The following is a 25,509-nucleotide window of genomic DNA, read 5'->3' as shown; positions in this document are numbered from 1 at the left end:
TTAACGAACAAAATCCTTTTTTTGAAATATGGTTGACAAAAGCACAGTAGCATCTATATTTTAAAAACGGGACAGCATCCCACATTACAGGATATATCAATTATAGAATACAATCGTAGAAGGCTCAGCCTCCCTTATTCCAGATAAAACATTGCACATTTCATGATATGCAATGCAAGGAGAAGTAAAAATATGAATTTAACAGATTATGACAAAGCTTTATTGAATGGAGACCACGGTGAAGCCGCTCGGATAGGGATGAGTATCCTCACCGAGCTTGGCAAAAGCATGGAGACGGAAAAAATGATTTCCGTTTCAATGGTCCACGACGATAGTGCTTGGTATAGCGGACTTGCCGCATTGGAATTTGCTGAGCACCTCGTCGAACTAGGTGGAAAGTTCTGTGTCCCGACCTCGTTGAATTCTTGTTTGATGGACTTGGAAAAGTGGCAAGAACAGCGATTTGATCCTGAATTATATGCAATCCATAAGCGTATAGAAAAGGCACACACTTCTCTTGGCGCATCTGCATCATGGACCTGCGCACCATATTTTGCAGGCTTTGTCCCTCGCTTTGGCGAACAGATCGCCTGGGCAGAATCAAATGCAACAAACTATGTGAACTCCATCATAGGAGCCCGTACAGAACGATATGCAGGATTGCTCGACCTCTGTGCAGGAGTGACCGGACGAGTTCCTTATCGAGGGCTGCATTGCCCTGAAAATCGTAAAGCTGAAGTCCTTCTCAAGCTTGAAGGATTCAAGGATGATGATTTTCTTGATGACGCCATTTATGACATGCTCGGGTATGTACACGGTGAAATAGTCGGCGACCGAATTGGTGCAATGGAAGGATTGCCTCTTAATTGCAAAATTGACGGGCTAAAAAGATTCTCGGCTACGTCCGCATCTTCAGGTGGTGTTGGTTTATTTCATCTGATTGGCCTGACTCCAGAAGCACACACTCGTGAAATGGCTTTCCAGAATGAAAAACCCAAAGAAGTTGTACTTGTCACTCCTGAGCGTCTTCGTGAATCAGAAGAGCGCATGAGCAACTCCACCCCCAAGGAAATCAACTTGGTCACCGTTGGCTGTCCTCATCTATCTCATGCCGAGTGTGAAAGCTTGCTCAAAGCATTTGCCGGACGGAAAGTTAACTCTTCAATGGAGTTCTGGGCTTTTACAAACCGCTGTAACAAACAGCATATGGAAAAGAATGGAATGTACGAGGCATTACGTCGTTGCGGTGTAAAAATTTACACTGACGGCTGCCCCATGTCTTCGCAGTTCGACAAATGGAATTTTAGTGGAATCATGAGTAATTCCGGAAAATTCAGCACGTACTGTTTCTCGTATAGTGGAATCAAACCTGTTTACGGAAGCCTTGAAGATTGCGTTGAAACTGCAGTTGCGGGCAAAATGCATAGGAGTGTTAAGTCATGGCATTAACCACAATTGAATGCAAAGGTATCGTTAAAGGAAAGGTTACAGGCGAAATTTTGTTTTCCCGCAAACCATTGAGTTTCATTGGTGGTGTCGATCCTGAAACCGGCATTATCCAAGATCCGTTGAGTGATCAATGCGGACAATCCATGGCCGACAAAATTCTTGTGTTTCCTTTTGGAAAAGGTTCCAGCGGAGCAGGATTGGTTTTGCTCGAACTGGCTCGGGTCGGCAAGGCCCCCAAGGCTTTAGTCAACCTTCGCACCAACACGGTTCTTCTTACCGGACCATTGGTTATGCGTGAGTTTTACAAAAAGGAAATGCCCGTCGTATGTGTGGATGAAGCGGGTATGGAGAGCCTCAGCGAAGTAAATGAGGCCACCGTCGACAGCACTGCCGGCGCTATTACTTTCACAGCCTGACACAAAAAAACCCCCGGACCCAATGCCCGGGGGTTTTTCTGACTTTGGAACAAAGCGAAACAGCCAACGTGACTATCTCGCAACTCACAAACCAAATTTACTGTTGTACTAAACGCAACCAGTCGGCTTTGGAAGGCCAGCCATTTTACAAGCTCCCTTACCAGGACCGGAAGGAAACAACTCATAAATGTGCTTCAGTTTGTAGCCTGTAACTTTGGAAAGAATACGAACCATGGGAGCAATCCCGTTTTTCTTGTAGTAATCCTGCAAGAAATCGAGAACTTTCTGATGCTCTTCATTCAGTTCTTTAATACCTTCGCCAGCTTTACAGTAATCAACCCATTCGGGAGTCCACTCTTCAAACTTTAGCAAAAATCCATCCTCATCAACCTCAAAACTCTTACCTTCAAATTCAACGTTTGCCATGTATACCTCCTTAAAAATTAATAGTAAAAACTGTTAACAGCTTAAACTTTCAGGATATAATGCACTTCCTCAAACTTAACATTTGCGGCCCCTGCATCAAGTACCTGTTTCCCAGATAAAACCTAGGAAAAAAAAATTCAAGGGAAATTTCATTACTGTTCCTCTTTTATTTTATTTTACCCCCCCCTTTTTTTCCCACCTTACCATTTTAAATGGAAGTTTTGTCCTCCCACAAAAACACAACATTCCATAATATAAGACTTTTTTACCAGAGGAACAAATTTTGCTTAATGCTGAACATATAATCAGGAGGAATGAAAAATGGAAATCAGTTTTGGAAAAGAGATCTTAAATACGCCAATCAGAAATGAACACATCACTTCTAAACAAAATAATTCCGGCCCGATTCAAACACGGGACCAGAATATTGATACCATTTCTGCAAACTTGAAATCCGGTGTTAAAGCTCAAGACGTGAATCCGGAACTGCTTCTTGAGAAAACTGTTGAAGCAAACGCACAAGGCGGCGGAATTAATGAAGCCCATGATTTTGATCTTGCAAGAGTTATGAGACTGCTCTCAGATCCGCTCCTTCAAGAAGATATTTCTTAGTAACCACTCATCGCTTAAAATAAATTTTCTGTCGCATGCAAAATGATTTTCATGCCGGATTATAGAATGTTTTTCCGGCAAAGCCTCGATTTACTGCAAATCGAGGCTTTGCCTTTTTTAATGCAAAATGGTAATGGAGGGAAGTTTCAGCCTTCAAAAGACAACTCTTAAATTTTATGAATAATATCAACAAGATAAAATCACCTAAAAAACCATCCCCCGGGTATCCACCAATGGAATCCTGTTTAATGCCTCCTTTGCCAGTTAAATCCGACCCTTCATGGTCTGTTCCTACGGCCTCCGAGTGCATGCAGCATTGGGAAGACTATAACATGCTTGATAATATCAAAGCACATAGTACACAGGTCGCAAAAGTGGCTGTAACCATTGCTTTGATTGCAGAACATGCAGGAATCCCAGTACACGTTCCAACCATTCAGGCCTCTGCGCTGATGCACGATATTGCAAAAACTTATTCAATCCTGCACGGCGGCAACCATAGCCAGCTTGGCGCAGCTTGGACCATGCACTTAACGGGAAACCCGGTCATTGCAATGGGCGTACTGCATCACGTTTTCTGGCCGTTTGAACCCGATGCTGACAAATATTTTCTTCCGCTTGTCGTCAGCTACAGCGACAAACGAGTTATGCACGACAACCTGACATCACTTAAAAAAAGATTCGGCGATTTATCTGTGAGATATGGAAAAACGGAAAAAATCAAACAGAGAATTCAGCAAACATATGAACAAGCCTTAGTTCTCGAACAACGGCTTGAAAACCTACTTGGAGTTGACCTTAATGCGTGTTCTTTTGATAGCGGGCGGCTGGTCTGACGAACGGGAAGTGTCTCTGAGCGGAGCAAAAGGCATTCACAATGCCCTGCTTGAACTTGGACACGAAGTAGACTTACTGGACCCCGCACAGGACTTCAGCAACCTGATGGCCCGCGCGAACAAAGCTGATTTTGCTTTTATTAATCTTCACGGATCACCGGGAGAAGACGGACTTATTCAGGCAATGCTGAACCGGACATCCTGCCCGTACCAAGGTTCTGGACCGGAAAGCTCTTTCCTGACTCTGAACAAAGCTGCCACCAAAACAATTTTTGATGCAAACTCTATTCTCAGTCCCAAATGGGAATTGATCTGTGCCGCAGAAGGATGCAACGGAATTGAGAAACTTACCCCTCCTGTTTTTATTAAACCTAATTCAGGTGGATCAAGCCTCGGTATGACTTTTGCCCAAAACGCGCAGGACATGCAGAGCGGAATTGAAAAAGTTTTCAGTATGGGTGACAGCGCACTGGTGGAAGAATATATCAAAGGAATTGAAGTAACATGCGCTATTCTTGGCGACGAGCCGTTACCACTTATCCTCATTACTCCTCCTGATAAAGCACAGTTCTTTGACTATAACAGTAAATACGCCCTTGACGGAGCGGAAGAAGTCTGCCCCGCACCGATAGAAGAAAAGCTCACAGATAAAATTAAAGAAATCACTCTGAAAGCACATACACTTCTTGGTCTTAGCGGATACAGCAGAGCAGATTTTATAATTTCAAATGGAGAGCCCTATATTCTGGAAGTGAATACACTCCCGGGAATGACTCCGACAAGTCTTGTTCCAAGAGCTGCAAAGGCTGCCGGGTACTCATTCAGCAAGCTGATTGAAAAACTCATCGAACTGGGACTAAGCAGGCAAAAGTAATTTATTTCAACGGGTATGCCGAAACGGCAAGCTCAAGAAACGAAAAGTCAGGATCACCACATGCCAAAATCGCTCAAGCTTAAGACAGCCTCGTTTGTCTACAACCTCGGATGGAAAGCCGCTTTGCCTTTTCTGCATCGAAACGAAAGACTACGTGAAGGGTTTGACCGCAGAACTCTGAAACACAGCCTTCCGCCAAAGGCAGATGTGTGGATTCAAGCAGCCTCAGCCGGAGAAGCAAAGCTTGCAACACGGATTATGGATCACATTTATCCTGACAAACCGACTAGATTTCTCTTAACCACCAACACATCACAAGGATTTTCAGAGCTTGAACGGACAGCATACAGGCTGACCCCGAATTCGCGCAATGTTTCTGCGACGGCAACCTACTTTCCCTTTGATATGCCCAGTTTGGCAACAAAGGCGTTAAAAGCGGTTAATCCGAAACTGGTGGTACTTCTGGAGACAGAAATCTGGCCCGGATTTCTTATGGCATGTAAGGATCTAGGAATAAAAGTAATCATCATCAATGCAAGAATGACCACGAAAAGCCTTGCCGGATACATGTCATGCCCTTCATTTTTCAAGCTCATTGCACCGGAAGAAATTCTTGCAATATCTCCGGATGATGCAAACAGATTCAAAACTTTGTTTGAAATAGACAAAGTCAGTTTGATGCCTAACATTAAGTTCGACAGCACAGCCACGGCGGAAATAATTCCATATATCTCAAATCCTCTTTCCAGTATTTTCAAACCGAAGACTCCTTTCATCATACTGGGTTCGATCCGGAAAGAAGAAGAATCTCAGGTTTTAAAAATTGCGGTCGCACTGAAAAAAGAAAGACCTAAAACAGTCATAGGGCTTTTCCCGCGTCATATGCACCGGATCGAAGCTTGGAAAAAGATGTTGGATGAAAAAGGTCTTCCATGGGTTCTTCGTTCAGAAATTGAAAATGCTGTGCCCTTCGGACATATTGTTCTCTGGGATGTCTTTGGAGAAATGTTCTCAGCTTTCTCTCTGGCTCGCACTGCTTTTATCGGAGGCAGTCTTGCTCCTGTTGGCGGACAAAACTTTCTGGAACCACTGGCATACGGCGTAACTCCGGTAATAGGCCCGTTCTGGTCCAATTTCGCTTGGATCGGCAACGAAATTTTTGAGAACAAACTTGCCAGACAAGCACAAGACTGGGAAGGAGTTCTGCACGAATTACTGGAAATCAGCAAAAAAACAGTAAAGCCTGAAAAAGTAAAAGACCATTTTGAAACTTTTCTTGAAGATATGCGCGGCGGAACAAAAATGGCCTGCGAAGCCATAAACCGAAATCTGTCGTAAGGACTTTAACGCATGAGTACAATATCAGGATGTTTCGGAATAATTCCGGCTCGCTACGAATCCAGCCGTTTTCCGGGTAAACCACTGGCTGACATTTGCGGAAAACCCATGTTCTGGCATGTCTGGAACAAAGCGAGCAAATGCCCTGAAATGGCACAAGTTGTCCTCGCAACAGACAGCTCTATCATAATGAATGCGGCTGAAAAGCTCGGAGTTCCGGCAATAATGACTGCCGATACGCACACAAGCGGAACCGACAGAGTACTGGAAGCAGCGAGAAAATTAAATATCCCTAAAGATTCAGTTGTGGTAAATATTCAAGGAGACGAACCTTGTCTTGCCCCGGAAATGCTCTCTGAATTGGTAAGCCCTTTTACTGATAAAAATGTAAGAGTAACAACCCTTGCCTCTCCCATAAGCGCAAAGGAAGCTCTTTCCCCCGACAGGGTAAAAGTCGCGCTTGCAAAAGACAACAGAGCACTATATTTTTCCCGTTCTCCCATACCCTTCTCTCATGATGGGAAAGGAGAATATTTGTTACACATCGGCCTATACGGCTTCCGCATGGAAGCCCTTGAAACATTCGCCAGCCTGCCTGCATCCCCTCTTGAACAAAGGGAAAGGCTTGAACAGCTCAGGCTGCTGGACAACGGAATATCCATCCATGTCACGGTTACAGGACACTCCTGTCACGGAGTAGACCGTCCCGAAGATTTGGATACAGCCATAAAGATTCTTGAGAGGGAACAAATATGAAAGCCATTCTGGCACTTGAAGACGGAACTTGGTTTGAAGGAACATCCTTCACAGGCCCCGGTGAAACGGGCGGTGAGACCATCTTCAACACCGGCATGACCGGATATCAGGAAGTTCTCACAGACCCTTCATATACAGGACAGATGGTCTGTATGACCTATCCGCTTATCGGCAACTACGGAATAACAAAGGAAGACAACGAATCTTCCAAAGTCCACGTCGCTGGATTTATTGTTAAAGAATGTTGCAAAAAGCCCTCTAACTGGCGCTCAGTTATATCTCTACCCGACTACCTTAAAGAAGCAGGCGTTATAGGTATTGAAGGGATTGATACCCGCGCTCTGACACGCCATCTCCGTATCAACGGAGCCATGCGCGGAATTATCTCAACCGAAGAAACCGATCCCGCCAAGCTTGTAGAAAAAGCTAAAAAAATTCCTACAATGGAAGGCCGTAATCTGGCAGATCAGGTAACTTCAACCTCCTGCTATGCCTGGAGAGAGAATAAGCCTGTTCCTGTTGATGTTACATCCGGATATAAGTGGAGCGGCAAGGGCCCTAAACTCGTACTTATTGATTATGGTGTTAAATGGAACATCCTGCGCCTTCTCGAAGATCAAGGTTTTGAAGTTCTTTCTGTTCCTTCAAGCTACAGCGAAAAACAAATTCGCGATCTTGGTCCCGATGCCATATTCCTTTCCAACGGCCCCGGTGATCCCGGAGTTCTGGACCACGCTATCAAAACAGTGCGCGCCCTTTGTCAGGACTTTCCGACTGCCGGTATCTGTCTAGGTCACCAGCTTCTCGGACTTGCACTAGGTGGAAAAACTTTTAAGTTAAAATTCGGACATCATGGCTGCAACCAGCCTGTACTGGACATGGAATCCCAGAAAATAGAGATTTCTTCACAGAATCACGGTTTTTGCGTTGACATTTCTGAGTGTTCAGACCTTATAATGACTCATAAAAATCTTAACGATGAAACATTGGAAGGATTTGCACATAAATCCAAACCGATAATTGCAATTCAGTTTCACCCGGAAGCAGCTCCCGGTCCACGCGACAGTGAGTATTTCTTCGCCAGATTCCGTAATCTGGTAAAAGAAGCTCTTGGTAAATAACTCTCTCCTAAAACATAACTTCGGAGAATAATATGTCCGGTGAACTTACCAATGCCAGAAAAAAACTGGCCGGAGTCTCAAGCCTTTTAAAACAACAAAAAGCTATGCCTGCGGTTCAGGCTGTATATGATGCCGTTGTTGCAATGCTTCGCGGCTCACTGATGAAATCTGAGAGAGAAGAATTTCAAGAACTGCTCGACAGCACTGTGCACATTCTAAATGGTGATAAAAAACTGCGCGAAGATTATCCGCTGATCATCAATTATACGCACGGTGAAGAAAAAGTCCTGATGGAAGTTTTGCGAGAGCTCTTAAAAGAGTTGCAGGAAAAAGTCAGCGCCAATGCTCAGGATCTTCTGAAAGCAATGGAAAAAAGAAAGAGAGATATTCTTGAACAGGGGCAAGCCCAAATAGAAAAAGGTGATGTTCCCGAAGCTCATATTACCTTCAACCAGTTAATCCGTGAATTTAAAGATGATACGGAACTCCGTGCAGAAATCGCTGATAAATTCATAAAAGCCGGCCTTTACTCAGAAGCACTCAGCTATCTTGAAGATGCTCTGGCACATGATCCTAATGCGATATTTCTTTACAACCGTATCGGAATAGTTCTTCGCAAAATGCAGGATTTTGCTACAGCAGAAAAGTACTACATCAAGGCCTTGCAATTAAACGACAAGGATGAATATCTCTACTTTAACTGTGGTCGCCTTTATTATGACTGGAAAAAATGGGATAAGATGGCCGAGGCCGCAAAAAAGGCAATCAAAATCAATCCCAGTTTCGCTGAAGCTGAAAAAATGTTGAAATTTGCCAACAAAAAAATCGGCTAAAATCTGCAAGCAGCAACTAAGCCGCCCGGGCTTTTAAAAAATGAAACAACAAAAGCTCAAATTTTCATACGTGAAGATTTGAGCTTTTCTCTTGGAAACATAATGAAAAAATATATACTTCTTGATCGGGACGGTACAATCATCGTCGACAAACATTATCTAAGTGATCCCGAAGGCGTTGAAATTCTGCCCAATGCCGAGGACGGACTGAAACTCATGCAGGATGCTGGATTCGGTCTGATAGTCGTCACCAACCAATCAGGAATAGGACGCGGATATTATTCAGAAGATGACATGAACGCGGTCAACAGCAGGATGGAAGAAATGCTATCCAAAAGCGGAATCAAATTTGATGCAATATATCACTGTCCGCACGCACCGGAACAAAATTGCAATTGCCGCAAACCTGCTCCGGGAATGTTCGACAACGCAATAAAAGAATTTAAAATGGTTCCTACAGATTGCTACGTAATAGGCGACAAGATATGTGACATAGAACTCGGGTTAGCCAGAGGAGCCAGTACAATCCTTGTCCGAACAGGCAAAGGGATGAAAGAAGAGCCTCAGTGCGAAGGCAAAGCCACATACATAGCAGATGATTTACTTCGTGCGGCTGAATTTATTATAAATAGGTAAATTGTGTTTGTTAGGCCTGCGGCGCTGAAAACAAAGATTTTGCCTCCGGCGGGCAAAGGGCCCGCGGCCCTCTGCACACCCTATTTGGGGGAGATATTTTAAATAGGAAATTATTCGTTAAGTATCTTTTAGTAGAACATTTAAAAAAACGAATTCTAACGATTATGCGTCCACCATTTTTTCGGCAGTTTCTAGAGCTGCTTTAAAGCTGTCTAATGAGGCTTTTCCGGTTCCGGTTATGTCATAACCTGTTCCGTGGTCGGGGGAAGTTCTCGGGTAAGGCAGTCCCAGCGTAATATTTACTGCTTCACTGAAATGCAGAAGTTTGAGCGGTGCCAACCCCTGATCGTGATACATGGCAAGGACTGCGCTATACGCACCCTGCGCCGCAAAATAAAAGACAGTATCACCGGGAAAAGGCCCTTCGACATTTAACCCTTTCGCATTCGCTTCCTTAATCGCGGGTTCGATAATATCAATTTCTTCGCGACCGATTCGACCTGATTCTCCGGCATGAGGATTGAGACCACACACTGCAATAGGCTTTTCAAGGCCGAGTGATTTCACGAGTTGATCTGTCAAATCAAGACAGCGCAAAATTCTTTCTTTGGTAATCAAAGCAGGAATATCCACAAACTTTGGATGAGTAGTAACAAGACTTACTTTAAGCTTCGGTCCGCCAAGGTGCATACATACATTCTCACGCCCTGCTCCGGACCTTTCCGCCAAAAATTCAGTGTGTCCCGGAAAATCAAATCCGGCTAACTGTAACATAGCTTTATTTAACGGACAGGTAACGAGTCCATAAACAACTTTATCCTCAAGCAGTTGAACTGCGGTCTCCAAAGCTTCACCGGCACCACGCCCTCCCTCAGGGTCCGCGACGCCGACATTCAACTTAAAATCTTTTAATTTCTCAGGACAATAAAGATAATACCCAGCCTTTGCCCCAACAATCTGTGCGGGATCATCAATTTTTTCATAAAAAGGATCAAGTCCAAGCTGTTCCAAATGGTATTCCAAACTGTTCGCAGGACCAACCATCAAAAAAACACGCTCCGGTTCACGTCCAGAAAAAGACCTGCAAACAAGCTCAGGGCCCAACCCGTTAGGATCACCAAGGGTTATACATATATTTTTTTTCATATTATCACCTGAAATTTTATTTAAATACTTTTAAAAAGGTTACTCAACACCCGTTTATCCAATACTATTTCAAAACAGTTAGCAAGAGCACAAAAAGAGGGAGAAACTTTCCTAAAGAAAGCCTCCCCCGTAAATACTATTAATCTACTAATTTTTTAAAAAAACTAAACTTACCCCCCCTAAAAGGGAGTCCAGAGGGCCGCGGGCCCTTTGGTCCAGCCGAAGGCGAAATCCTCTAATCAAAAGGCCAAAGGGCAATCAAGCCTTCAAGCGCCGCAGGCCTACTAATGCAACATTCAACGAACTTGCAACCTTACTCAGGCCGTAAAGCAATAGCACCGAGCGGAGGCAAGGTCAGTTCCAAGTAATATGGAAAAGATCCGATATCTCCGGCCTTCTTGGCTACGACTTCGCCGACATTACCGACATTGGACCCACCGTATATCTCTGCATCGGAATTAAATATTTCTTTCCACCTTCCACCCTGTGGACATCCGAGACAATAACCGGACCGTACCACCGGAGTGAAGTTAAAAATCCAGAGAATAGGCTTGTCGCCATCAGTCTTACGTAAAAAACTGATGGTAGAGGATTTGAAATCGCTGAAATCTACCCATTCAAACCCTGACCAGTCATTATCCTGCTTATACATGGCGGGATTTTCACGCATTGTCCGGTTCAAATCAGTAACGGTATTGCGCAATCCTTGATGTGCAGGAAAACCCAGTAACAACCAGTCCAATTCTTTGCGGCAATCCCATTCATTCCACTGCCCGAACTCACAACCCATAAATAATAATTTTTTACCGGGATGCGCCCACTGATAACTGAAAAGCAGACGCAGATTAGCCATCTGCTGCCAAGTGTCACCGGGCATTTTGGACAAAAGAGCACCTTTGCCATGCACAACTTCATCATGTGAAAGCGGCAAAACAAAGTTCTCACTGAAGGCATAAATCATAGAAAAAGTTAAACTGTTGTGATGATACGCACGATGAATAGGACTTTTGCTCACATAGTCCAGCGTGTCATTCATCCACCCCATATTCCACTTGAAAGTAAATCCAAGACCACCGGTATAAACAGGCCTTGAAACTCCGGGCCATGATGTTGATTCTTCAGCAATCATCATTGCGCCGGGAAATTGGTCATGAACAACAGTATTGAGCTGCTTAAATAACTGGATAGCTTCAATATTCTCGTTACCGCCATGCTCATTTGCCACCCATTCTCCATCTTTTCTAGAATAATCTAGATATAACATGGAAGCCACAGCATCGATACGAAGCCCGTCAATATGAAACTCTTTGAGCCAGTAGAGCGCGTTGGTCAGTAGGAAGTTGCAGACTTCATGACGACCGAAATTAAAAATATATGTACCCCAATCAGGATGCTCACCTTTACGAGGATCAGCATGCTCATAAAGGGCTGTACCGTCAAAACGCCCAAGCCCCCATTCATCTTTTGGAAAATGTCCGGGAACCCAGTCCAGAATGACTCCGATTCCTTCCTGATGACATTTATCAATAAAGTATCTGAGATCATCAGGCGTTCCATGCCGTGAAGTAGGAGAAAAATAATGGCTGGTCTGATATCCCCACGATTCATCAAGAGGATGTTCGGCTATAGGCATCAGCTCAATATGAGTAAATCCCATATCTTTTACATAAGGAATAAGCTCTTCCGTCAACTGGCGATAAGTACGGTAATCCCAGTTTTCCCTGCGCCATGAACCGAGGTGAACTTCATAGCAGGACATGGGTTTATTAAGAGGCAGTCCGTCATTGCGACGCTTTGTCATCCATGAATCATCAGCCCACTCATGATTTTCGAGACCCCATGTAACCGCGGCATGCCCGGGGCGCATCTCTGAACGAAACGCAAAAGGATCTGTCTTAGTTACTTCTCGCCCGTCACTTTGAACTACCTGATATTTATACATCTGACCGGGAACAACATCCGGCACAAATCCCGCCCAGATGCCGGACACGCCGACAGGATATAACTGATTCGCCCGGCTATCCCAGTTGTTGAAATCTCCGGCAACATAAATATTGCGGGCATTCGGTGCCCACACGGCAAAACGATATCCTTCCTGTTTATCCTGCACATCAAAATGTGCTCCGAGAATACGGTAAAGATCCCAATGTTCACCTTTCCCGAACAGGAACAAATCAAAAGGAGCTATATAGACAGGTAAAGTTTCAGGCATACAGCATCAGTCCTTTGATTTTCGGGAATTCTGGAGGCATTCAATATAAAATAAACAATCCTTCTGATCGCAAAAACCGCTTGCCGCCCTTGCGAAACAATCAAAATTGCCTTCAACTCTTTGAAGCATTCTGACAGATTCAATAAGACTTAAACCTTCAACGTTTACGCTAAGCCTTTCAGCCAAATCCGCTATCAATTCTTGTGACATAATATTTCCTAAATTCTCGCGCCGAGTTTGCGATACAATTTAATATACTCATCAGCCGAACGATCCCATGTGAACTCTTTACGCATAGCCCGTTTGACCATTTTTTCCCACTCATCTCTGTCATGCCAGACAGCGATAGCCTGTTCAATCGCTTCAAAAAATAAATCCGCATCCGACTCCGCAAAGGTAAATCCCGTAGCTTCTTCGTCCGGATAGGGAGTAATGGTATCACACAACCCGCCCACAGCTGTGGCAACAGGAGGCGTTCCAAATCGTAAAGCATAAATCTGCGTCAAACCGCATGGTTCATATCGTGAAGGCATCAGAAAAATATCCGATCCGGCCTGAATCGCATGAGCCAGATTTTCGGTATATCCAACTTGAACACATAATTTACCAGAATATTCTTCCATAAGATCAAGAAGCTGTGCTTCGTAAGCAAGATTGCCTTCACCGAGCACAATAAGACCTACATCTTTTTCCATCAGCTTCGGAATGATGTCAATGAGCAGGTCAACGCCCTTCTGATCTCTCAAACGTCCTATGAATCCGAAGACGGGTTTGTCTTCAAGTTGATCAGACATATAAAATTCACGCAGCATGCTCTGCTTGCATTGCTGTTTACCGCGAATATCCTCAGCACTGTAACAGCATGGCAAAAACTTATCTTCGCAAGGGTCCCAAACATTATAGTCAGCCCCGTTCAGAATTCCTTCGATTTTACCACTATTACTTCTTAAAAAACCTTCGAGTCCACAACCGAATTCAGGGCCCAAAATTTCTGCCGCATAAGTAGGGCTGACGGCAGTAACTGCGTCACTGTAGGCAATGCTGGCTTTGAGCATATTAAAATCGCCATAAAATTCTGCTCCGTGCATGGACCATGCTTCAGCCGGAAGCCCTGATTCGTGAAAAAGCCTTTCGGAAAAACGACCCTGAAAAGCAAGATTATGAATAGTTGAGACCGACTTAGTATTTTTCCAGAAAGAATCACGGGCGCGTTCGAAGTGTAAATAAGGAGGAACTAGTGCTGACTGCCAGTCATGTGAATGGATTACTGCCGGAGGACTGGGTAGAAGTCTTGCCCATTTCAAAACGGTTTTGCAAAAGAAAATAAATCGTTCGCAATTATCAAAATAGTCACCATTGTGAGTATTATAGTAATAGCGACGATCGAAATATTCACCTCTGGCAACAAAATAGACAGGCATTCCATCGTAATCTGTCTGGTATATTTCAGCAGTGGTTGACGGCCAAGGATACCCTACATGCAGATCCGAATAAACAAGTCTGAGTTTCCGCCCGTCCAGATTCATCCGTCCATAAAAAGGGGTAATAACCGCGGCATTAACACCTTTTTCGTGAACACAGGGAGGCAAGGCTCCCATAACGTCACCAAGTCCGCCTGTTTTAGAAAAAGGATACATTTCCGAAGTTACGTACAAAACGTCGTGCACGGGCCAAACTCCCTATGATTTTATACCTGCTCAGTAGAACTTCCAATCGAAGCCGAAGCTTGCAACGAAAGTACTTTAACCGAAAATTCATTCAAAATGTCGCTATGATCAAAAACTAATTCAGGAAGATCGTCCAACTGAAAGAAACGGGCACCTCCCGCATCATCTCCAGCTTTAAGCCCCTGCGGATTACGCGCAATCGCGCTGTATGTAATGCTTATTGTATGCTGTCTGTCATCGCGACAAGGCATGGAAAAGACTCCGACCAGTCCAGTAAGTACAACGTCAAGACTGGTTTCTTCTTTCGCCTCGCGAACAGCAGCATGTTCAAGTGTTTCGCCATAGTCAACAAATCCACCGGGTAAAGCCCATCCCAGTGGCGGGTTGTTCCTCTCAATCAACACAACCCCCTTACAGGGATCATATATAACAATATCTACAGTAGGGACCGGATTACGATAGAGAACAACATCATTACCGCAATGAGGACACGGTTTCGAACCAAGCATACACAACAACCTTAATTTTATGTCAACAAAAACAGGAATTCTTACATTTGGTAATTCCTTATAATTATTAACGCATATGTTTTTTCATGACAAGAGAATACGGTTTATTTCTAAGAAAGAAAACAAGACAAGTGACTTAAACGAAAAAGGCCCCGTCGGTGGTATCCGACGGGGCCTGTTTTCGATATTAATCTCAGCAAAAGAATGAAGGTGATTTAAATATAGCAACTCGCGTGCCAAAACACAAAAGACTTCAAACAAAACAATAAACACCTATAATAATTGCTATTTTATAAACAATTAACACACTGGTCAAACAGGGAAAAAGTTAAAATTTTTATACTCAGTTTAGCAAAACACTGCTTTCAAAGGATTCTTGGTTTAATTTTTTGAACTACCAAAAACGATATATAACAATCGGCCAGATCTGATCAATTTATTCAAAAGTTTTCAATCTTCAATTCTTACTTTGCTACAAAATCGAAAAGGCCTCGCCGGTGGTATCCGGCGAGGCCTGTTTTCGATATTAATCTCAGCAAAAGAATGAAGGTGATTTAAATATAGCAATACGCATGCCAAAGTTTTAAACTACAAATAAAAACTATTAACACACTGTAATTATGCACTTTTATATACAAAACATCTCTTTTTAAAATTACACATAAAGTACAACAATTTATACCGGAATACTGAACATCGGCTATTCATCACGATTACAGTTTAATTTTTTTTACTAAAAAAAAGACCTGCTCTCACATATAAAGAACAGGTCAATAAAATTAACATCATATATCAAAAACTAATCTACAACTATGAATCCGGCCTGCATTAAAGTTGCTCTGGAAATGACTCCGTCCCTGAGAACTCTTACTTTACCATTGCTAAGCGGTTCAACCACGGTTGAAGGACTTCCTCCGCGAGGAGCCGGCTTACCGTTGAAAACACCTTCAACAGAATTTATCAATTCTTCATCAATATCTTCAAATTTCTCCGCAGCTTTTTTACCGCTAAGATTCGCACTTGTTGCAATAAGCGGAGTACTAGACTCAAGACAAATTTTTGCCGCAACAGGATGATCGGTCCATCTTACAGAAGTATATCCCCGTGAATCTTTCACAGCATACGACAACTCCTCACGAGCTTTAACCAGAATGGAAAGAGGCCCGGGCCAGAAAGACTTAGCAAGCTTAAGCACTTCAGGAGATGCGTATTTGGTAACGAGATCGAGTTGATCCATACTACCTATAACAAGAGGTAGCGGTTTAGAAACAGGACGCCCTTTCACAAGGGCAACGCGGTTTGCAGCCCCTTCGTCACTGGCATCTGCCCCGAGGGCAAACAAAGTTTCAGTAGGATAAATAAGTACCCCGCCGGATCTTATTATTTTTACGGCATCAACATCAGTCATCCCAAATCTCCGATCTTTTTATAGTGCATACGAAGCAAACATTTATACCAACTTTAAAACTTATGTCCAACATCTTTTACTATGTGCGGAAATAAAGTATCAAGCGATCATACTGAGAACAAGAAACGGCCCTACGGAGAAGTTGATGTCCACCAGAAATACGAATTTGATAAGTTCAGATATTGAAAAATTCCTATTGGAAATAAAAAACAATGTTCCTTTGTGGGCTCTAGGCACAGAGGAAATATCGCATCAAAGCGGCCTTATCAATACATTCCAAAGACTTTCAGCAAGTAACCCCTCTTTCGCAATACCATGCCGGGGAATTTCATTATGGATGTGGATGCAGAATCCACTGGACACCTTTGCAGCCCGTAAATTTTCAGAAATCAATGACATTCACGTTCCTGAGCCACTTAAAAATATTATAAATTTCATCTCAAATAGCCCTACAGGGAACATCCCGCTCGATGATCTGGACAATCTGCTTCAGACAAACGACCAGACTCTTGTAATCAAGCACCTTTTCCCGCTGCTACGCGGCCCCGACGGAATAACGTGGCTAAACCATTCGTGGGATACGTTGCTACGGCTCGGCAGCCCTGAGCTACCGAAAACAGCTCTCGATCTGGTAAAATGGAATGATGAGTTAAAGCCTGTAAAACAACGGTTATATGCTCAGTACAGTTTTTTATACTTGGAACCTCAAGAAGCTTTAGACGCTGTAAATAAACTGGATGGAGACATCTGGGGTCTTTGGAAAGAATCCATAAAGTGCGAACTATTCTTAAAACTCGACGATAAAGATCAAGCTGTTGAAACCCTGTCAGCTCTCTGGAAAGAAAATATCTGGAACGTAAACTGGGGACAAAAATTACACGGGCTTTTAAATCCTGCCCCGACAGCAAATATTCTGGACTCATCAGATGAAGTTTCCATCCTGCTATACTCATGGAACAACGCTAAGCTGATTGAAAATACTCTTAAGAATGTAGCGGATTCAAACATCGGCAGAGCAAAAATATTTGCGCTGAATAACGGTTCCAGCGACAACACAGGCGAAGTCGTTAAAAATGCTGAAAATCTTTTTGCAAAAGGGCAATACCAGTCCATCCAGCTACCTGTTAACGTGGGAGCACCTGCCGCCCGCAACTGGCTGCTTGCAGAACCGGAGGCCCGCAAAGGAAAATGGGCCGTGTTTTTAGATGATGATGTGGAACTTCCTGAAAACTGGCTTGAAGAACTGCTTGCCACCGCAAAGCAATATAAAAATCCCGGAGCAGTGGGATGCAGAATTACATCCACCACCAATCCAACGACTTTGCAATCAGCGGACTATCATATTTTCCCGCCCGGAGCCGGAACTTCGCAGATAGAAGGGTTAACAGAAAGGATTATGGTTTTCGACAACTGCCGCTCGGCCTTGGATTACGGACAATTTTCATACACCCGTCCGGCAGTGCATGTTTCCGGCTGTTGCCACATGCTCAACCTTGAAGCCATAAACAACAGCGGCCCGTTTGATGTCCGCTTCAACCCCACTCAATTCGATGACCTTGAGCGGGATTTAAGAGCATACCTTGCCGGATACAATCATGTATACGCAGGCCAGCTTCGCATCGGACATATTCAGCATTCAAGCCTTGCAAAAGCCAGCAATATCAAAGGAATGGCACAGGTATTCGGCAACAAGATCAAGCTCGAAAGCAAATTCTCCGAGCCGGATATAAACAGTATCTTTTCAAGAGACCTGATCTCACTTTGGTCAGACACGGAAAACAAATGGAGAGAGTTAGCCGCGATGCTTTAACGGGTAAGCCAGTCCTGTACAATCACATCCATCTCTTCCTGTGAAAAAGACGGTTTGTCATACATGCCTTTAGCATAACGCTGTGTGAATCCATGATAAAGAATAAGTCCAGCTGCAACCGACACATTAAAGCTCTGTATCATCCCTTGCATAGGAATATAAACTTCATCGGGAACAAGTGCGGCCAATTCAGGAGCCGTCCCGCTATGCTCATTACTTAAAATAACTGCCGAAGGCTTGCTGAGATCGAAATCCATCAACGGCCTTGAATTTTCTGAAAAACCGGTCCTGAGGACTTGATATCCCTGACCTCTAAGTGATCCTACCATCTCAGCCGCGTCAGTGTGCGGTGTGCGTTCCACCCACTTTTTACCGGACGCAGACGATTTATTGGCAAAATCCGGCCACTCGGCATCAGTATAATACAAGTGGATGCCATAAATACCGAAAGCATCACAACTACGCAAAATTGCTGAAACATTATGCGGATCCCATACATTATCAACAATAAGAGTAAGATCTTTCTGGCGTCTTTCCAACACTTCTCTGATTCTTTCTTCTCTTTGGGGGGTTCTCTTTTTTTCCATGGCGTTTTAGGTACTCAACCTTTCCAAAGTTTGCAAGGAAAGCCTGAAACAACTAGTAATACAATAATTGCTTAATATTAATTGGCATTATATTGATTTAAAAAACGTGATATGAGATTGTATATAGATATTTCACCAACGGAGGAATGGATGCGTGCTCTTGTAGCAGAAGATGAATTTGTAAGCAGAAAACTTATCTCCACTTTTCTGTCACCTCTTTTCGAAATAGATATCGCGGTGAACGGAAAAGAGGCCTTTGAAGCATATAAAATGGCCTTTGAAGAAGGGAAGCCGTACACATTGATTTGTATGGATATAATGATGCCGGAAATGGATGGCATAACAGCTCTTGAAGCCATACGAAATTTTGAAAAAGAAAATGGCACTCCGAATAAAATGAGCGTGAAAGTTTTTATGACGACAGCACTTAATGACCCTAAAACTGTTATCCGTTCCTTTCATGACGTTGAAGCTTCTGCATTTCTCGTAAAACCAGTGTCAAAAGAAAAACTTTATGAAGAACTTGAAAAACTTGGCGTGCTGCATAAATAAACCGGATTTTAACGGAGCTGGAAATGAGTGAAGACGAATCCTTAATTGAAGAATTCTTTTCTGAAGTTAATGATAAATATTACCCTCAGGTTCTTGAGGGAATAGACCTTCTTGATGAGCAGCAGATTGAAGAAGGTATAGAAATTCTTTCGCGCCCTCTTCACACAATTAAAGGTGTAACCGGCTTCATGTCCGGTTTTGAACCGGCTTCTGCATTTACTCATAAAGTGGAAAGCTTTCTGAAAAAAATGCAATCCGGAGAAGTAGGAAGAGCCTTGCCGCAGATAGCTCTTGCCATTGAATCTGTGAATTCAATATTTATTCTTATTGAACAACTTAGAAATACCGGAAGTTACGATACAGAATTTACATCCTCTATTGAACAAAGGCTTTTAGGAGAAAATGAAGTCGTTGCAGGACCAATCGACAACGGATTCAAGCCTATAGAAATTGAATCCATTGATAATTGCGAAATTATCGTGCTTTCCGTTAACAGACTATATCTTTCCGAACAGCGCGAAGCAGTTAAAAAGGTTTTGCAGGATATTACAAACCAGAACAGAGTGCTGTTTGATTTCAGCAACACTTTATCCGTAGGTTCATCACTTTTTGAGCTTATTGCGTCCTTTTCAGACAACCTTGAAATAGGTATTACCGGCATGAACGGTTTCTGCTCATCTACCTTTCATTCTTGGGGATTTTCCAGATATATTGCTGAATACGACAGCCGTGAAACATTCCTTTCGAACAATAATTCCGGAGCAAACGGATAATGAAAGACAGTATTGCAAACTGTATTGAAGACATACAGAAGACAATCATAAACTTAGAACAAGGTTCAGGTGACATAAACAATGTCATGAAAACCCTTGGTCTTGAACATGTGAAAATTCCTTCTGCGCAGATTATCGCGCTGTTGGATATGCTTTCAGACGGGATTACGCCTGTAACTTCTGACTTAATTACCTCCCTGCTTGAAATTACAGAAGCTCAGAAAAAATTCTTTTACTGCATTGCCGGACTACTAGATAAAGGTGCCGCTCCGGTCGACTGCACAAAAGAGGAACCTGTAAATAAACCTCCGGAAATAACCGAAGAGAAAGCTGAAGAAGCCCCAGTTGCAGACAAAACTGATAATGAACCTAAAACTGAAACAGCTGTAGCTGCTTCGTCCATTAAGACTAAAGAAGTATCGGAAAAAACTTCCTCGTCTACACCGGCTAAAAAAGATAAATCACAGGCAATTTCCTCAATTCGAGTTTCCACGCAACAGCTTGATTCTATAATAGAACTTGTCGGAAAACTCATGGTCACGCACGCAGTTATAGCGCAGACCGGAACCGACAATATCGCTAAAATTTCTGTCAGTCTGGGCGAGCTTGATAAAGTTATCCGCAACTTGCAATCTGAAGTTGATGAAATAAGACTTGTCCCGTTAAAACAAATTTTCATGCCCATGCACAGGCTGGTAAAAAGCACTTCTCAAAAGCTCAACAAACGGATCAAGTTCACGATTAAGGGAGAAGAACTCGCCCTTGACAAAACCATCGTCGAAAGCCTCAATGAGCCACTGGTTCACTTACTTCGAAATGCGCTTGATCACGGCATTGAGGACCCTGAAGACCGCGAAATGTGCGGTAAAGATAAAGACGGCTCAGTCATTCTGAGTGCAAGCAGAAAAGGCGAATTCGCATACATCGAAATAACTGACGACGGAAAAGGACTGGATGCAGATGTTCTGCTGGTAAAAGCTTTGGAACGCGGCCTTGCTGATCCCCAAAAAAATTACACGCAGGAAGAAATATATGAATTTATTCTGCAATCAGGATTTTCTACAGCCGAGGCTGTAACAGATATTTCAGGACGCGGAGTCGGAATGGATGCGGTTGTAAGTTCCATTCAGAATACTCTGGACGGTAAAATTTCAATCAAAAGTAAACTGGGATACGGCTCGACATTTACGATAGCCATACCGCTCAGTCGCTCAGTTAATGAGGGAATTGTCGATGCCCTTATCGCAACGGTCGGGCCTGAAACATTTATATTCCCCAGCCGTGAAGTTCTCGAAGTATATGAACCTGTCCTTAAAGAGTTCACAACACTGCCGGACGGACGCGAGACTGTATCTATCAGAGGCAAGATCCATCCATTGATCCGCATGCATACTGTTTTCGATTTTCCTCAGCCGCCTGAAGATCAGCTGTCAAAAGTAATTTTAGTAAAGATGGGACAAATCAGCGCTGCTATTCTGGTTGATGATGTTCTGCGTCAGCAAAAAGCCGTTGTCACCGGATTTACCTTACCGGTGAACAGTATTTACAATCTGCCCATTCTCGGCTTCGGCATGATGGGCGAAAATGATGCTTTGGTAGTAGACACAGAAGTTCTGCTCACAAAACAATTGGGGATTAATGACACGCAATAAGCCGTCCCCCCACCCTTGAAAAAACATCGAATACTGGCTTTTCAGGCGCATTCAAAAGGCTTTGCTACCTTTCTTTTGTCTGCTATACATCTTGGTCCACTCAAGACGCGATAAATACGGACAAAATTCCGCAGGGATATATTTGATGAAAAAAGCCATTCTTCTTGCCGCACACGGTTCAAACAACCGGGCCGCCAATTCCGCTCTCAACAATATACTTAAACTGGCAAAAGCAGAGTACCCGGACATCCCCATCAAAAGCGCTTTTACGTCCTACCATGTTCGCAAAATAATGCGCGAACAGGGACAGCCTATCCCATCGGTAGAAGAAATTCTTAAATCAATGCACGATGATGGAATAACCCACGTGGTAATTCAATCTCTTCACGTTATTCCGGGGATTGAATTTCATCACATTACGCGAATACTTAATAAAATCGCAAAAGGTGAAATTCACTTTGAAAAAGCAGTATTCGGACAGCCCTTACTCAGTGATGATCAGGCTGTAGACGAAGTCTCTGATTTGATTTTATCTCTTTTACCTGACCGCGATCCTGAAAAAGATGCTCTGATTCTGGTAGCTCACGGGTCCAGACATTCCGGTAATATTTTTTATCACAAATTCAAACTTGTACTTGAAGACAAAGACAAACACTCCTTTTTGGGGGCAGTAAGCTCACCGAATGACATTGTGGAAATAACTGAAAAAATAAAAAAAGCAGGCTTAAAGCGAGCTTTCCTTCTTCCTCTTCTATTCGGCGCAGGGAATCATGTCCAAAAAGATATGGCCGGAGAAGACGAAAATTCATGGAAAAATATAGTTGCCGCAGGTGGGATTGAACCTATTCCTGCAATTAAAGGTATCGGAGAATTCGGTATTTTTGCTGACCGCTGGATGGATAACCTGCGTGATGCCATCAAAAAACTGGACAATTAAACTACTGCCTACTCCCGCTCTTGCTAAACAGACGGACCGCATATAAGTTATCTTGGTAATGAAAAACAACCTTACTGTGAATGTTCACGACGGAAACGTCCTTGAACTCACGCCTTCGAGTGAGCTGAATCTGGCTCAACTTTTATTCCTGAATGGAGCTTTTAGCGGAGTTCCTCTCTGTTCGGGCATGGGAAGGTGCGCCCTTTGCAAAGTTAAGTTTGAAACATGCGCCCCCACTCCTCTCAAAGAAGAGCTTAAAAAATTTTCCACATCTGAAATAGAATCCGGCTGGAGATTGTCCTGCCTGCATAAAGCTGAGTCAGCAACCATCTATCTCCCGAAACCGGAACGGGTTGTCCCGAAAAAATCCGGTAATATTATTGGTAAATTTGCAAACAGCCTACCGGACAATCTTTCACTTGCCGTAGACCTCGGAACCACGGGAATGCAATGGGCCTTTACGGTGAACGGTGAAATAATAACAGAAGGACAGGAACTAAACCCGCAAATAGGACTGGGCAGTGAAGTTATGTCCCGTCTGGCTTTTGCAAGTAAACCGGAACAGTGTAAAATTCTTTCAAATTTGGTAACGACCAGACTGGCTTCCATTATTGAGCAGACTGGTCCGGTTAAAGAAATGGTCATCACCGGAAACCCGTCGATGATCTCGATCCTTGCTCAGGATAATGTTGAAGGCTTAAGCCGCGCACCCTACTCACTTCCGAACCGATGCGGCAAAGTTATCAATCTGGGCCAAAACCTTCCGCAAGCTTACGTCCCTGTTCACCTCGCTCCTTTTGTAGGGGCTGATATAACAGCAGGTATTGTTGCCCTTAATTTTTCAAACGTTATTCCCGAGCCTCCATATCTTTTTGCGGATCTCGGAACTAACGGCGAATTTGTCCTCTGCCTTTCACCCGATGAATATATTGTTTCATCGGTTCCGATGGGCCCCGCCCTTGAAGGCGTAGGACTAACCAACGGCAGAACTGCCGGCCCCGGTGCTATTTCATCTTTCACCCTCACTCCGGCCGGACTTTCTCCGTCATTTATAAGTGAACCAGACAAAACGGGCAGTCCCGGTATAACCGGAACGGGTTATCTGTCTCTCTGTTCTCTTTTACTAAAATCAGGAGTTCTTACTCGTGAAGGTCAATTCTCAAAGGGGAATACCCCTTTAGCCGCACGACTGGCTCGCAATATAACTCAGGCGCAAGGATCTCCGGCTCTCGATCTGGGCTTAAATTCGAAGCTTTTGCTTCCAGCTTCTGATATAGAAGAAATATTAAAAGTTAAAGCTGCTTTCAATCTGGCTATGACAGCCCTTTTAAACAGGGCCGGATTGTCACCCTCGTCATTGAACTCATTGATTCTTGGCGGGGCCATGGGACAGCATGTAAACATTAATGATCTTGTAACAACCGGATTTATCCCTGCAGAAACAGGTCCTATAACCCGCGCCGCAGGCAACACCTCCCTTGCCGGAGCTGTAATTCTCACAAATAACAAAAATGCTCGAGATTTTGCTTCATCTCTGCCCGCCCTGACTTCAGTACTGGAGTTAGCCGGAGGCCAAGATTTTGGACAAAAATTCCTCGAAAGGATGATATTTCAATATGTCTATTAGAGTCACATCACTTTTCCCGCTGCCACCCGAAAAAATCACCAGCACTTTGGAATACTATTCAAAAGTGCTGGATCAGGCTGTTCCTTTACGAGCTAGGCACAAAGAGGAAATTCACTACGCAATTCGTGACCTTTCAAAAATGCTGACCGGTGACCGCGCAAGTCTGCCCAAAGATTACATGGGTGATCCACGTACACTAAATGCGTACCTGCGCTTCTATCTGCCTTGGAACCTTTACAGACTAACCCGCCTATTTCAGGGCATGGATTTCAATCTCCCTGAAAATGGAGTCATCATAGACCTTGGCGCAGGACCACTGACTGTGGCGCAGGCTCTCTGGATTGCAAAACCGGAACTTCGCGATAAACGTTTGACTTTTATCAACGTTGACCGTTCACCAAAACCCATGCGCGAAGGACAAAAACTTTTTGAAGCTCTTGCCGGAAAAAGCCCATGGAAAATGGTTAACGTAAAAGGCGGCCCTTCATCTAAAATTCGCGAAAAGGCAGACCTGTTGATTACCGCTAATATGGTCAACGAAGCTTCATCAGGAATGCGCACCCCGCTTCAATTATGGGCTAATAAATTCTGTCAACAGATAAGCAGAATGCTCGCTCCTAAAGGGAAAATGCTTATCATCGAACCGGGCATCCGCCGTTCAGGACGCGTGCTTTCCATTATGCGTAATGAATTCATGGAACGAGGACTTTCAATCCTGGCTCCATGCCCACATCAAGAAGAATGTCCACTCAACGGTGAACAAGGTAAGTCATGGTGTCATTTCAATTTTGACTCCAACCATGCACCTGAATGGCTGCAAAAACTTTCCGCCAAATGCCGTATGGAAAAAGATAATGTCAGCATGAGTTTCTTATACGTGGCACAGTCTGACACACCACCTCCTGCCGCAGCGGAAGGCGAAATGCTAATCCGTACTATTTCAGAATCTTTCAGGATTGATGATGGCGGATTCGGTCAGTATGCCTGCGCCGCTCAGGGATTAATCCTGCTGCTCGCAAAAGGCGGAGCAAGATCAATTTTCCCTGGTGGACTTATCGGAATGCCCGAACCTGAAAAAATGGAAGAAGATCTTAAATCCGGCGCAAAGATTGTTGAACTGCCGACCCGCGCAATTCATAAATCTGCTGACGAAAAAGCTTCTGATTCAAAATCTGATCATGATTCAAAAAAAGATAATCGCTCGAAGTCAGCCCCGGATTCAAGAAAAAGTTCTTCTCCGAAAGGCAGATCAGATTCCAGATCAGATTCCAGACCGCATTCAAAAAAAGATTCTTACAAAAAAAATAAGCCTCCCCGTAAATAAGGGAGAAA

25 protein-coding genes are annotated in these 25,509 nt (G+C 43.7%); 17 read left to right on the top strand and 8 right to left on the bottom strand.

Annotated elements, in window-relative coordinates; all coding sequences use genetic code 11:
- Window positions 1-192: 192 nt before the first annotated feature.
- Window positions 193-1,449, top strand: a complete 1,257-nt coding sequence (locus BLT41_RS13580) for an aconitase X (protein ID WP_170830377.1) — start codon at window positions 193-195, stop codon at window positions 1,447-1,449.
- The gene (locus BLT41_RS13575; RefSeq protein WP_092162080.1) at window positions 1,440-1,865 is read left to right on the top strand and encodes an aconitase X swivel domain-containing protein; all 426 of its coding nucleotides are present in this window, start codon (window positions 1,440-1,442) and stop codon (window positions 1,863-1,865) included. The genes BLT41_RS13580 and BLT41_RS13575 overlap by 10 nt, the downstream gene beginning before the upstream one ends.
- Before the next feature lie 108 nt (window positions 1,866-1,973).
- Here BLT41_RS13575 and BLT41_RS13570 read toward each other — a convergent pair whose 3' ends face one another.
- Window positions 1,974-2,291: a TusE/DsrC/DsvC family sulfur relay protein gene (locus BLT41_RS13570; RefSeq protein ID WP_092162078.1), complete on the bottom strand. Its 318-nt coding sequence runs from the start codon at window positions 2,289-2,291 to the stop codon at window positions 1,974-1,976.
- Between the two features lie 321 nt (window positions 2,292-2,612).
- Here BLT41_RS13570 and BLT41_RS13565 point away from each other — a divergent pair, with 321 nt between their 5' ends.
- The 8 genes from BLT41_RS13565 to gmhB all read left to right on the top strand — a co-directional run bounded on the left by BLT41_RS13565 (window position 2,613) and on the right by gmhB (window position 9,297).
- A complete protein-coding gene (locus BLT41_RS13565) occupies window positions 2,613-2,903 on the top strand; it encodes a hypothetical protein (protein WP_092162076.1) in 291 nt (96 codons plus the stop codon).
- Window positions 2,904-3,136: 233 nt separating this feature from the next.
- A complete protein-coding gene (locus tag BLT41_RS13560; RefSeq protein ID WP_092162074.1) occupies window positions 3,137-3,739 on the top strand; it encodes an HD domain-containing protein in 603 nt (200 codons plus the stop codon).
- Complete coding sequence (locus tag BLT41_RS13555; RefSeq protein WP_092162071.1) at window positions 3,705-4,613, top strand: D-alanine--D-alanine ligase family protein; 909 nt, start codon at window positions 3,705-3,707, stop codon at window positions 4,611-4,613. Before BLT41_RS13560 ends, BLT41_RS13555 begins: the two co-directional genes overlap by 35 nt.
- Before the next feature lie 60 nt (window positions 4,614-4,673).
- Entirely contained in the window at window positions 4,674-5,951 is a 1,278-nt protein-coding gene (locus tag BLT41_RS13550) for a 3-deoxy-D-manno-octulosonic acid transferase (RefSeq protein ID WP_092162069.1), read from the top strand.
- A 12-nt stretch (window positions 5,952-5,963) separates the two neighbouring features.
- Window positions 5,964-6,707, top strand: a complete 744-nt coding sequence (kdsB, locus tag BLT41_RS13545) for a 3-deoxy-manno-octulosonate cytidylyltransferase (RefSeq protein WP_092162067.1) — start codon at window positions 5,964-5,966, stop codon at window positions 6,705-6,707.
- A complete protein-coding gene (carA, locus tag BLT41_RS13540) occupies window positions 6,704-7,828 on the top strand; it encodes a glutamine-hydrolyzing carbamoyl-phosphate synthase small subunit (RefSeq protein WP_092162065.1) in 1,125 nt (374 codons plus the stop codon). Before kdsB ends, carA begins: the two co-directional genes overlap by 4 nt.
- Window positions 7,829-7,860: 32 nt before the next feature.
- Window positions 7,861-8,661: a tetratricopeptide repeat protein gene (locus BLT41_RS13535; RefSeq protein ID WP_092162063.1), complete on the top strand. Its 801-nt coding sequence runs from the start codon at window positions 7,861-7,863 to the stop codon at window positions 8,659-8,661.
- Between the two features lie 102 nt (window positions 8,662-8,763).
- Window positions 8,764-9,297 carry a D-glycero-beta-D-manno-heptose 1,7-bisphosphate 7-phosphatase gene (gmhB, locus tag BLT41_RS13530; RefSeq protein ID WP_092162061.1) on the top strand — a complete coding sequence of 178 codons (534 nt, stop codon included), beginning with the start codon at window positions 8,764-8,766 and terminating at the stop codon, window positions 9,295-9,297.
- A gap of 162 nt (window positions 9,298-9,459) precedes the next feature.
- Here gmhB and pdxA read toward each other — a convergent pair whose 3' ends face one another.
- The 6 genes from pdxA to BLT41_RS13500 all read right to left on the bottom strand — a co-directional run bounded on the left by pdxA (window position 9,460) and on the right by BLT41_RS13500 (window position 16,239).
- Entirely contained in the window at window positions 9,460-10,443 is a 984-nt protein-coding gene (pdxA, locus tag BLT41_RS13525; protein WP_092162059.1) for a 4-hydroxythreonine-4-phosphate dehydrogenase PdxA, read from the bottom strand.
- 313 nt (window positions 10,444-10,756) lie between these two features.
- The gene (gene glgB / locus BLT41_RS13520; RefSeq protein ID WP_092162057.1) at window positions 10,757-12,655 is read right to left on the bottom strand and encodes a 1,4-alpha-glucan branching protein GlgB; all 1,899 of its coding nucleotides are present in this window, start codon (window positions 12,653-12,655) and stop codon (window positions 10,757-10,759) included.
- 6 nt (window positions 12,656-12,661) lie between these two features.
- Window positions 12,662-12,865, bottom strand: a complete 204-nt coding sequence (locus tag BLT41_RS13515) for a hypothetical protein (RefSeq protein WP_092162055.1) — start codon at window positions 12,863-12,865, stop codon at window positions 12,662-12,664.
- Window positions 12,866-12,873: 8 nt separating this feature from the next.
- Window positions 12,874-14,322, bottom strand: a complete 1,449-nt coding sequence (gene glgA, locus BLT41_RS13510) for a glycogen synthase GlgA (protein ID WP_092162053.1) — start codon at window positions 14,320-14,322, stop codon at window positions 12,874-12,876.
- 20 nt (window positions 14,323-14,342) lie between these two features.
- Window positions 14,343-14,831: an NUDIX domain-containing protein gene (locus BLT41_RS13505; RefSeq protein ID WP_092162051.1), complete on the bottom strand. Its 489-nt coding sequence runs from the start codon at window positions 14,829-14,831 to the stop codon at window positions 14,343-14,345.
- A gap of 799 nt (window positions 14,832-15,630) precedes the next feature.
- Window positions 15,631-16,239 carry an L-threonylcarbamoyladenylate synthase gene (locus BLT41_RS13500; protein ID WP_092162038.1) on the bottom strand — a complete coding sequence of 203 codons (609 nt, stop codon included), beginning with the start codon at window positions 16,237-16,239 and terminating at the stop codon, window positions 15,631-15,633.
- Window positions 16,240-16,384: 145 nt separating this feature from the next.
- Here BLT41_RS13500 and BLT41_RS13495 point away from each other — a divergent pair, with 145 nt between their 5' ends.
- On the top strand, window positions 16,385-18,049 hold the full coding sequence (locus BLT41_RS13495) for a glycosyltransferase family 2 protein (RefSeq protein WP_092162036.1): 1,665 nt from the start codon (window positions 16,385-16,387) through the stop codon (window positions 18,047-18,049).
- Here BLT41_RS13495 and BLT41_RS13490 read toward each other — a convergent pair.
- Window positions 18,046-18,636, bottom strand: a complete 591-nt coding sequence (locus tag BLT41_RS13490) for a TrmH family RNA methyltransferase (protein ID WP_092162035.1) — start codon at window positions 18,634-18,636, stop codon at window positions 18,046-18,048. The two genes, BLT41_RS13495 and BLT41_RS13490, sit on opposite strands and share 4 nt — an antisense overlap.
- Before the next feature lie 150 nt (window positions 18,637-18,786).
- Here BLT41_RS13490 and BLT41_RS13485 point away from each other — a divergent pair, with 150 nt between their 5' ends.
- The 6 genes from BLT41_RS13485 (at window position 18,787) to BLT41_RS13460 (ending at window position 25,501) form a co-directional block, all read left to right on the top strand.
- The gene (locus tag BLT41_RS13485) at window positions 18,787-19,188 is read left to right on the top strand and encodes a response regulator (protein ID WP_092162034.1); all 402 of its coding nucleotides are present in this window, start codon (window positions 18,787-18,789) and stop codon (window positions 19,186-19,188) included.
- 23 nt (window positions 19,189-19,211) lie between these two features.
- Entirely contained in the window at window positions 19,212-19,961 is a 750-nt protein-coding gene (locus BLT41_RS13480) for a histidine kinase (protein ID WP_092162033.1), read from the top strand.
- Complete coding sequence (locus tag BLT41_RS13475; protein ID WP_092162032.1) at window positions 19,961-21,613, top strand: chemotaxis protein CheA; 1,653 nt, start codon at window positions 19,961-19,963, stop codon at window positions 21,611-21,613. Before BLT41_RS13480 ends, BLT41_RS13475 begins: the two co-directional genes overlap by 1 nt.
- A gap of 145 nt (window positions 21,614-21,758) precedes the next feature.
- Entirely contained in the window at window positions 21,759-22,550 is a 792-nt protein-coding gene (locus tag BLT41_RS13470; protein ID WP_092162031.1) for a sirohydrochlorin cobaltochelatase, read from the top strand.
- A 58-nt stretch (window positions 22,551-22,608) separates the two neighbouring features.
- The gene (locus BLT41_RS13465; RefSeq protein WP_092162030.1) at window positions 22,609-24,177 is read left to right on the top strand and encodes an ASKHA domain-containing protein; all 1,569 of its coding nucleotides are present in this window, start codon (window positions 22,609-22,611) and stop codon (window positions 24,175-24,177) included.
- The gene (locus BLT41_RS13460; protein WP_092162029.1) at window positions 24,167-25,501 is read left to right on the top strand and encodes a small ribosomal subunit Rsm22 family protein; all 1,335 of its coding nucleotides are present in this window, start codon (window positions 24,167-24,169) and stop codon (window positions 25,499-25,501) included. Before BLT41_RS13465 ends, BLT41_RS13460 begins: the two co-directional genes overlap by 11 nt.
- Window positions 25,502-25,509 lie beyond the last annotated feature (8 nt).

The sequence above is a fragment of the Maridesulfovibrio ferrireducens genome, assembly GCF_900101105.1.
Taxonomy (GTDB): domain Bacteria; phylum Desulfobacterota; class Desulfovibrionia; order Desulfovibrionales; family Desulfovibrionaceae; genus Maridesulfovibrio; species Maridesulfovibrio ferrireducens.
Note: the sequence above shows the minus strand (reverse complement) of the source record. Positions and strands in the feature narration are given on the sequence as shown.

Coding starts and splice junctions, on each gene's coding strand:
- BLT41_RS13580 (WP_170830377.1), top strand. CDS start 193: ATGAATTTAACAGATTATGACAAAGCTTTATTGAATGGAGACCACGGT.
- BLT41_RS13575 (WP_092162080.1), top strand. CDS start 1,440: ATGGCATTAACCACAATTGAATGCAAAGGTATCGTTAAAGGAAAGGTT.
- BLT41_RS13570 (WP_092162078.1), bottom strand. CDS start 2,291: ATGGCAAACGTTGAATTTGAAGGTAAGAGTTTTGAGGTTGATGAGGAT.
- BLT41_RS13565 (WP_092162076.1), top strand. CDS start 2,613: ATGGAAATCAGTTTTGGAAAAGAGATCTTAAATACGCCAATCAGAAAT.
- BLT41_RS13560 (WP_092162074.1), top strand. CDS start 3,137: ATGGAATCCTGTTTAATGCCTCCTTTGCCAGTTAAATCCGACCCTTCA.
- BLT41_RS13555 (WP_092162071.1), top strand. CDS start 3,705: ATGCGTGTTCTTTTGATAGCGGGCGGCTGGTCTGACGAACGGGAAGTG.
- BLT41_RS13550 (WP_092162069.1), top strand. CDS start 4,674: ATGCCAAAATCGCTCAAGCTTAAGACAGCCTCGTTTGTCTACAACCTC.
- kdsB (WP_092162067.1), top strand. CDS start 5,964: ATGAGTACAATATCAGGATGTTTCGGAATAATTCCGGCTCGCTACGAA.
- carA (WP_092162065.1), top strand. CDS start 6,704: ATGAAAGCCATTCTGGCACTTGAAGACGGAACTTGGTTTGAAGGAACA.
- BLT41_RS13535 (WP_092162063.1), top strand. CDS start 7,861: ATGTCCGGTGAACTTACCAATGCCAGAAAAAAACTGGCCGGAGTCTCA.
- gmhB (WP_092162061.1), top strand. CDS start 8,764: ATGAAAAAATATATACTTCTTGATCGGGACGGTACAATCATCGTCGAC.
- pdxA (WP_092162059.1), bottom strand. CDS start 10,443: ATGAAAAAAAATATATGTATAACCCTTGGTGATCCTAACGGGTTGGGC.
- glgB (WP_092162057.1), bottom strand. CDS start 12,655: ATGCCTGAAACTTTACCTGTCTATATAGCTCCTTTTGATTTGTTCCTG.
- BLT41_RS13515 (WP_092162055.1), bottom strand. CDS start 12,865: ATGTCACAAGAATTGATAGCGGATTTGGCTGAAAGGCTTAGCGTAAAC.
- BLT41_RS13505 (WP_092162051.1), bottom strand. CDS start 14,831: ATGCTTGGTTCGAAACCGTGTCCTCATTGCGGTAATGATGTTGTTCTC.
- BLT41_RS13500 (WP_092162038.1), bottom strand. CDS start 16,239: ATGACTGATGTTGATGCCGTAAAAATAATAAGATCCGGCGGGGTACTT.
- BLT41_RS13495 (WP_092162036.1), top strand. CDS start 16,385: ATGTCCACCAGAAATACGAATTTGATAAGTTCAGATATTGAAAAATTC.
- BLT41_RS13490 (WP_092162035.1), bottom strand. CDS start 18,636: ATGGAAAAAAAGAGAACCCCCCAAAGAGAAGAAAGAATCAGAGAAGTG.
- BLT41_RS13485 (WP_092162034.1), top strand. CDS start 18,787: ATGCGTGCTCTTGTAGCAGAAGATGAATTTGTAAGCAGAAAACTTATC.
- BLT41_RS13480 (WP_092162033.1), top strand. CDS start 19,212: ATGAGTGAAGACGAATCCTTAATTGAAGAATTCTTTTCTGAAGTTAAT.
- BLT41_RS13475 (WP_092162032.1), top strand. CDS start 19,961: ATGAAAGACAGTATTGCAAACTGTATTGAAGACATACAGAAGACAATC.
- BLT41_RS13470 (WP_092162031.1), top strand. CDS start 21,759: ATGAAAAAAGCCATTCTTCTTGCCGCACACGGTTCAAACAACCGGGCC.
- BLT41_RS13465 (WP_092162030.1), top strand. CDS start 22,609: ATGAAAAACAACCTTACTGTGAATGTTCACGACGGAAACGTCCTTGAA.
- BLT41_RS13460 (WP_092162029.1), top strand. CDS start 24,167: ATGTCTATTAGAGTCACATCACTTTTCCCGCTGCCACCCGAAAAAATC.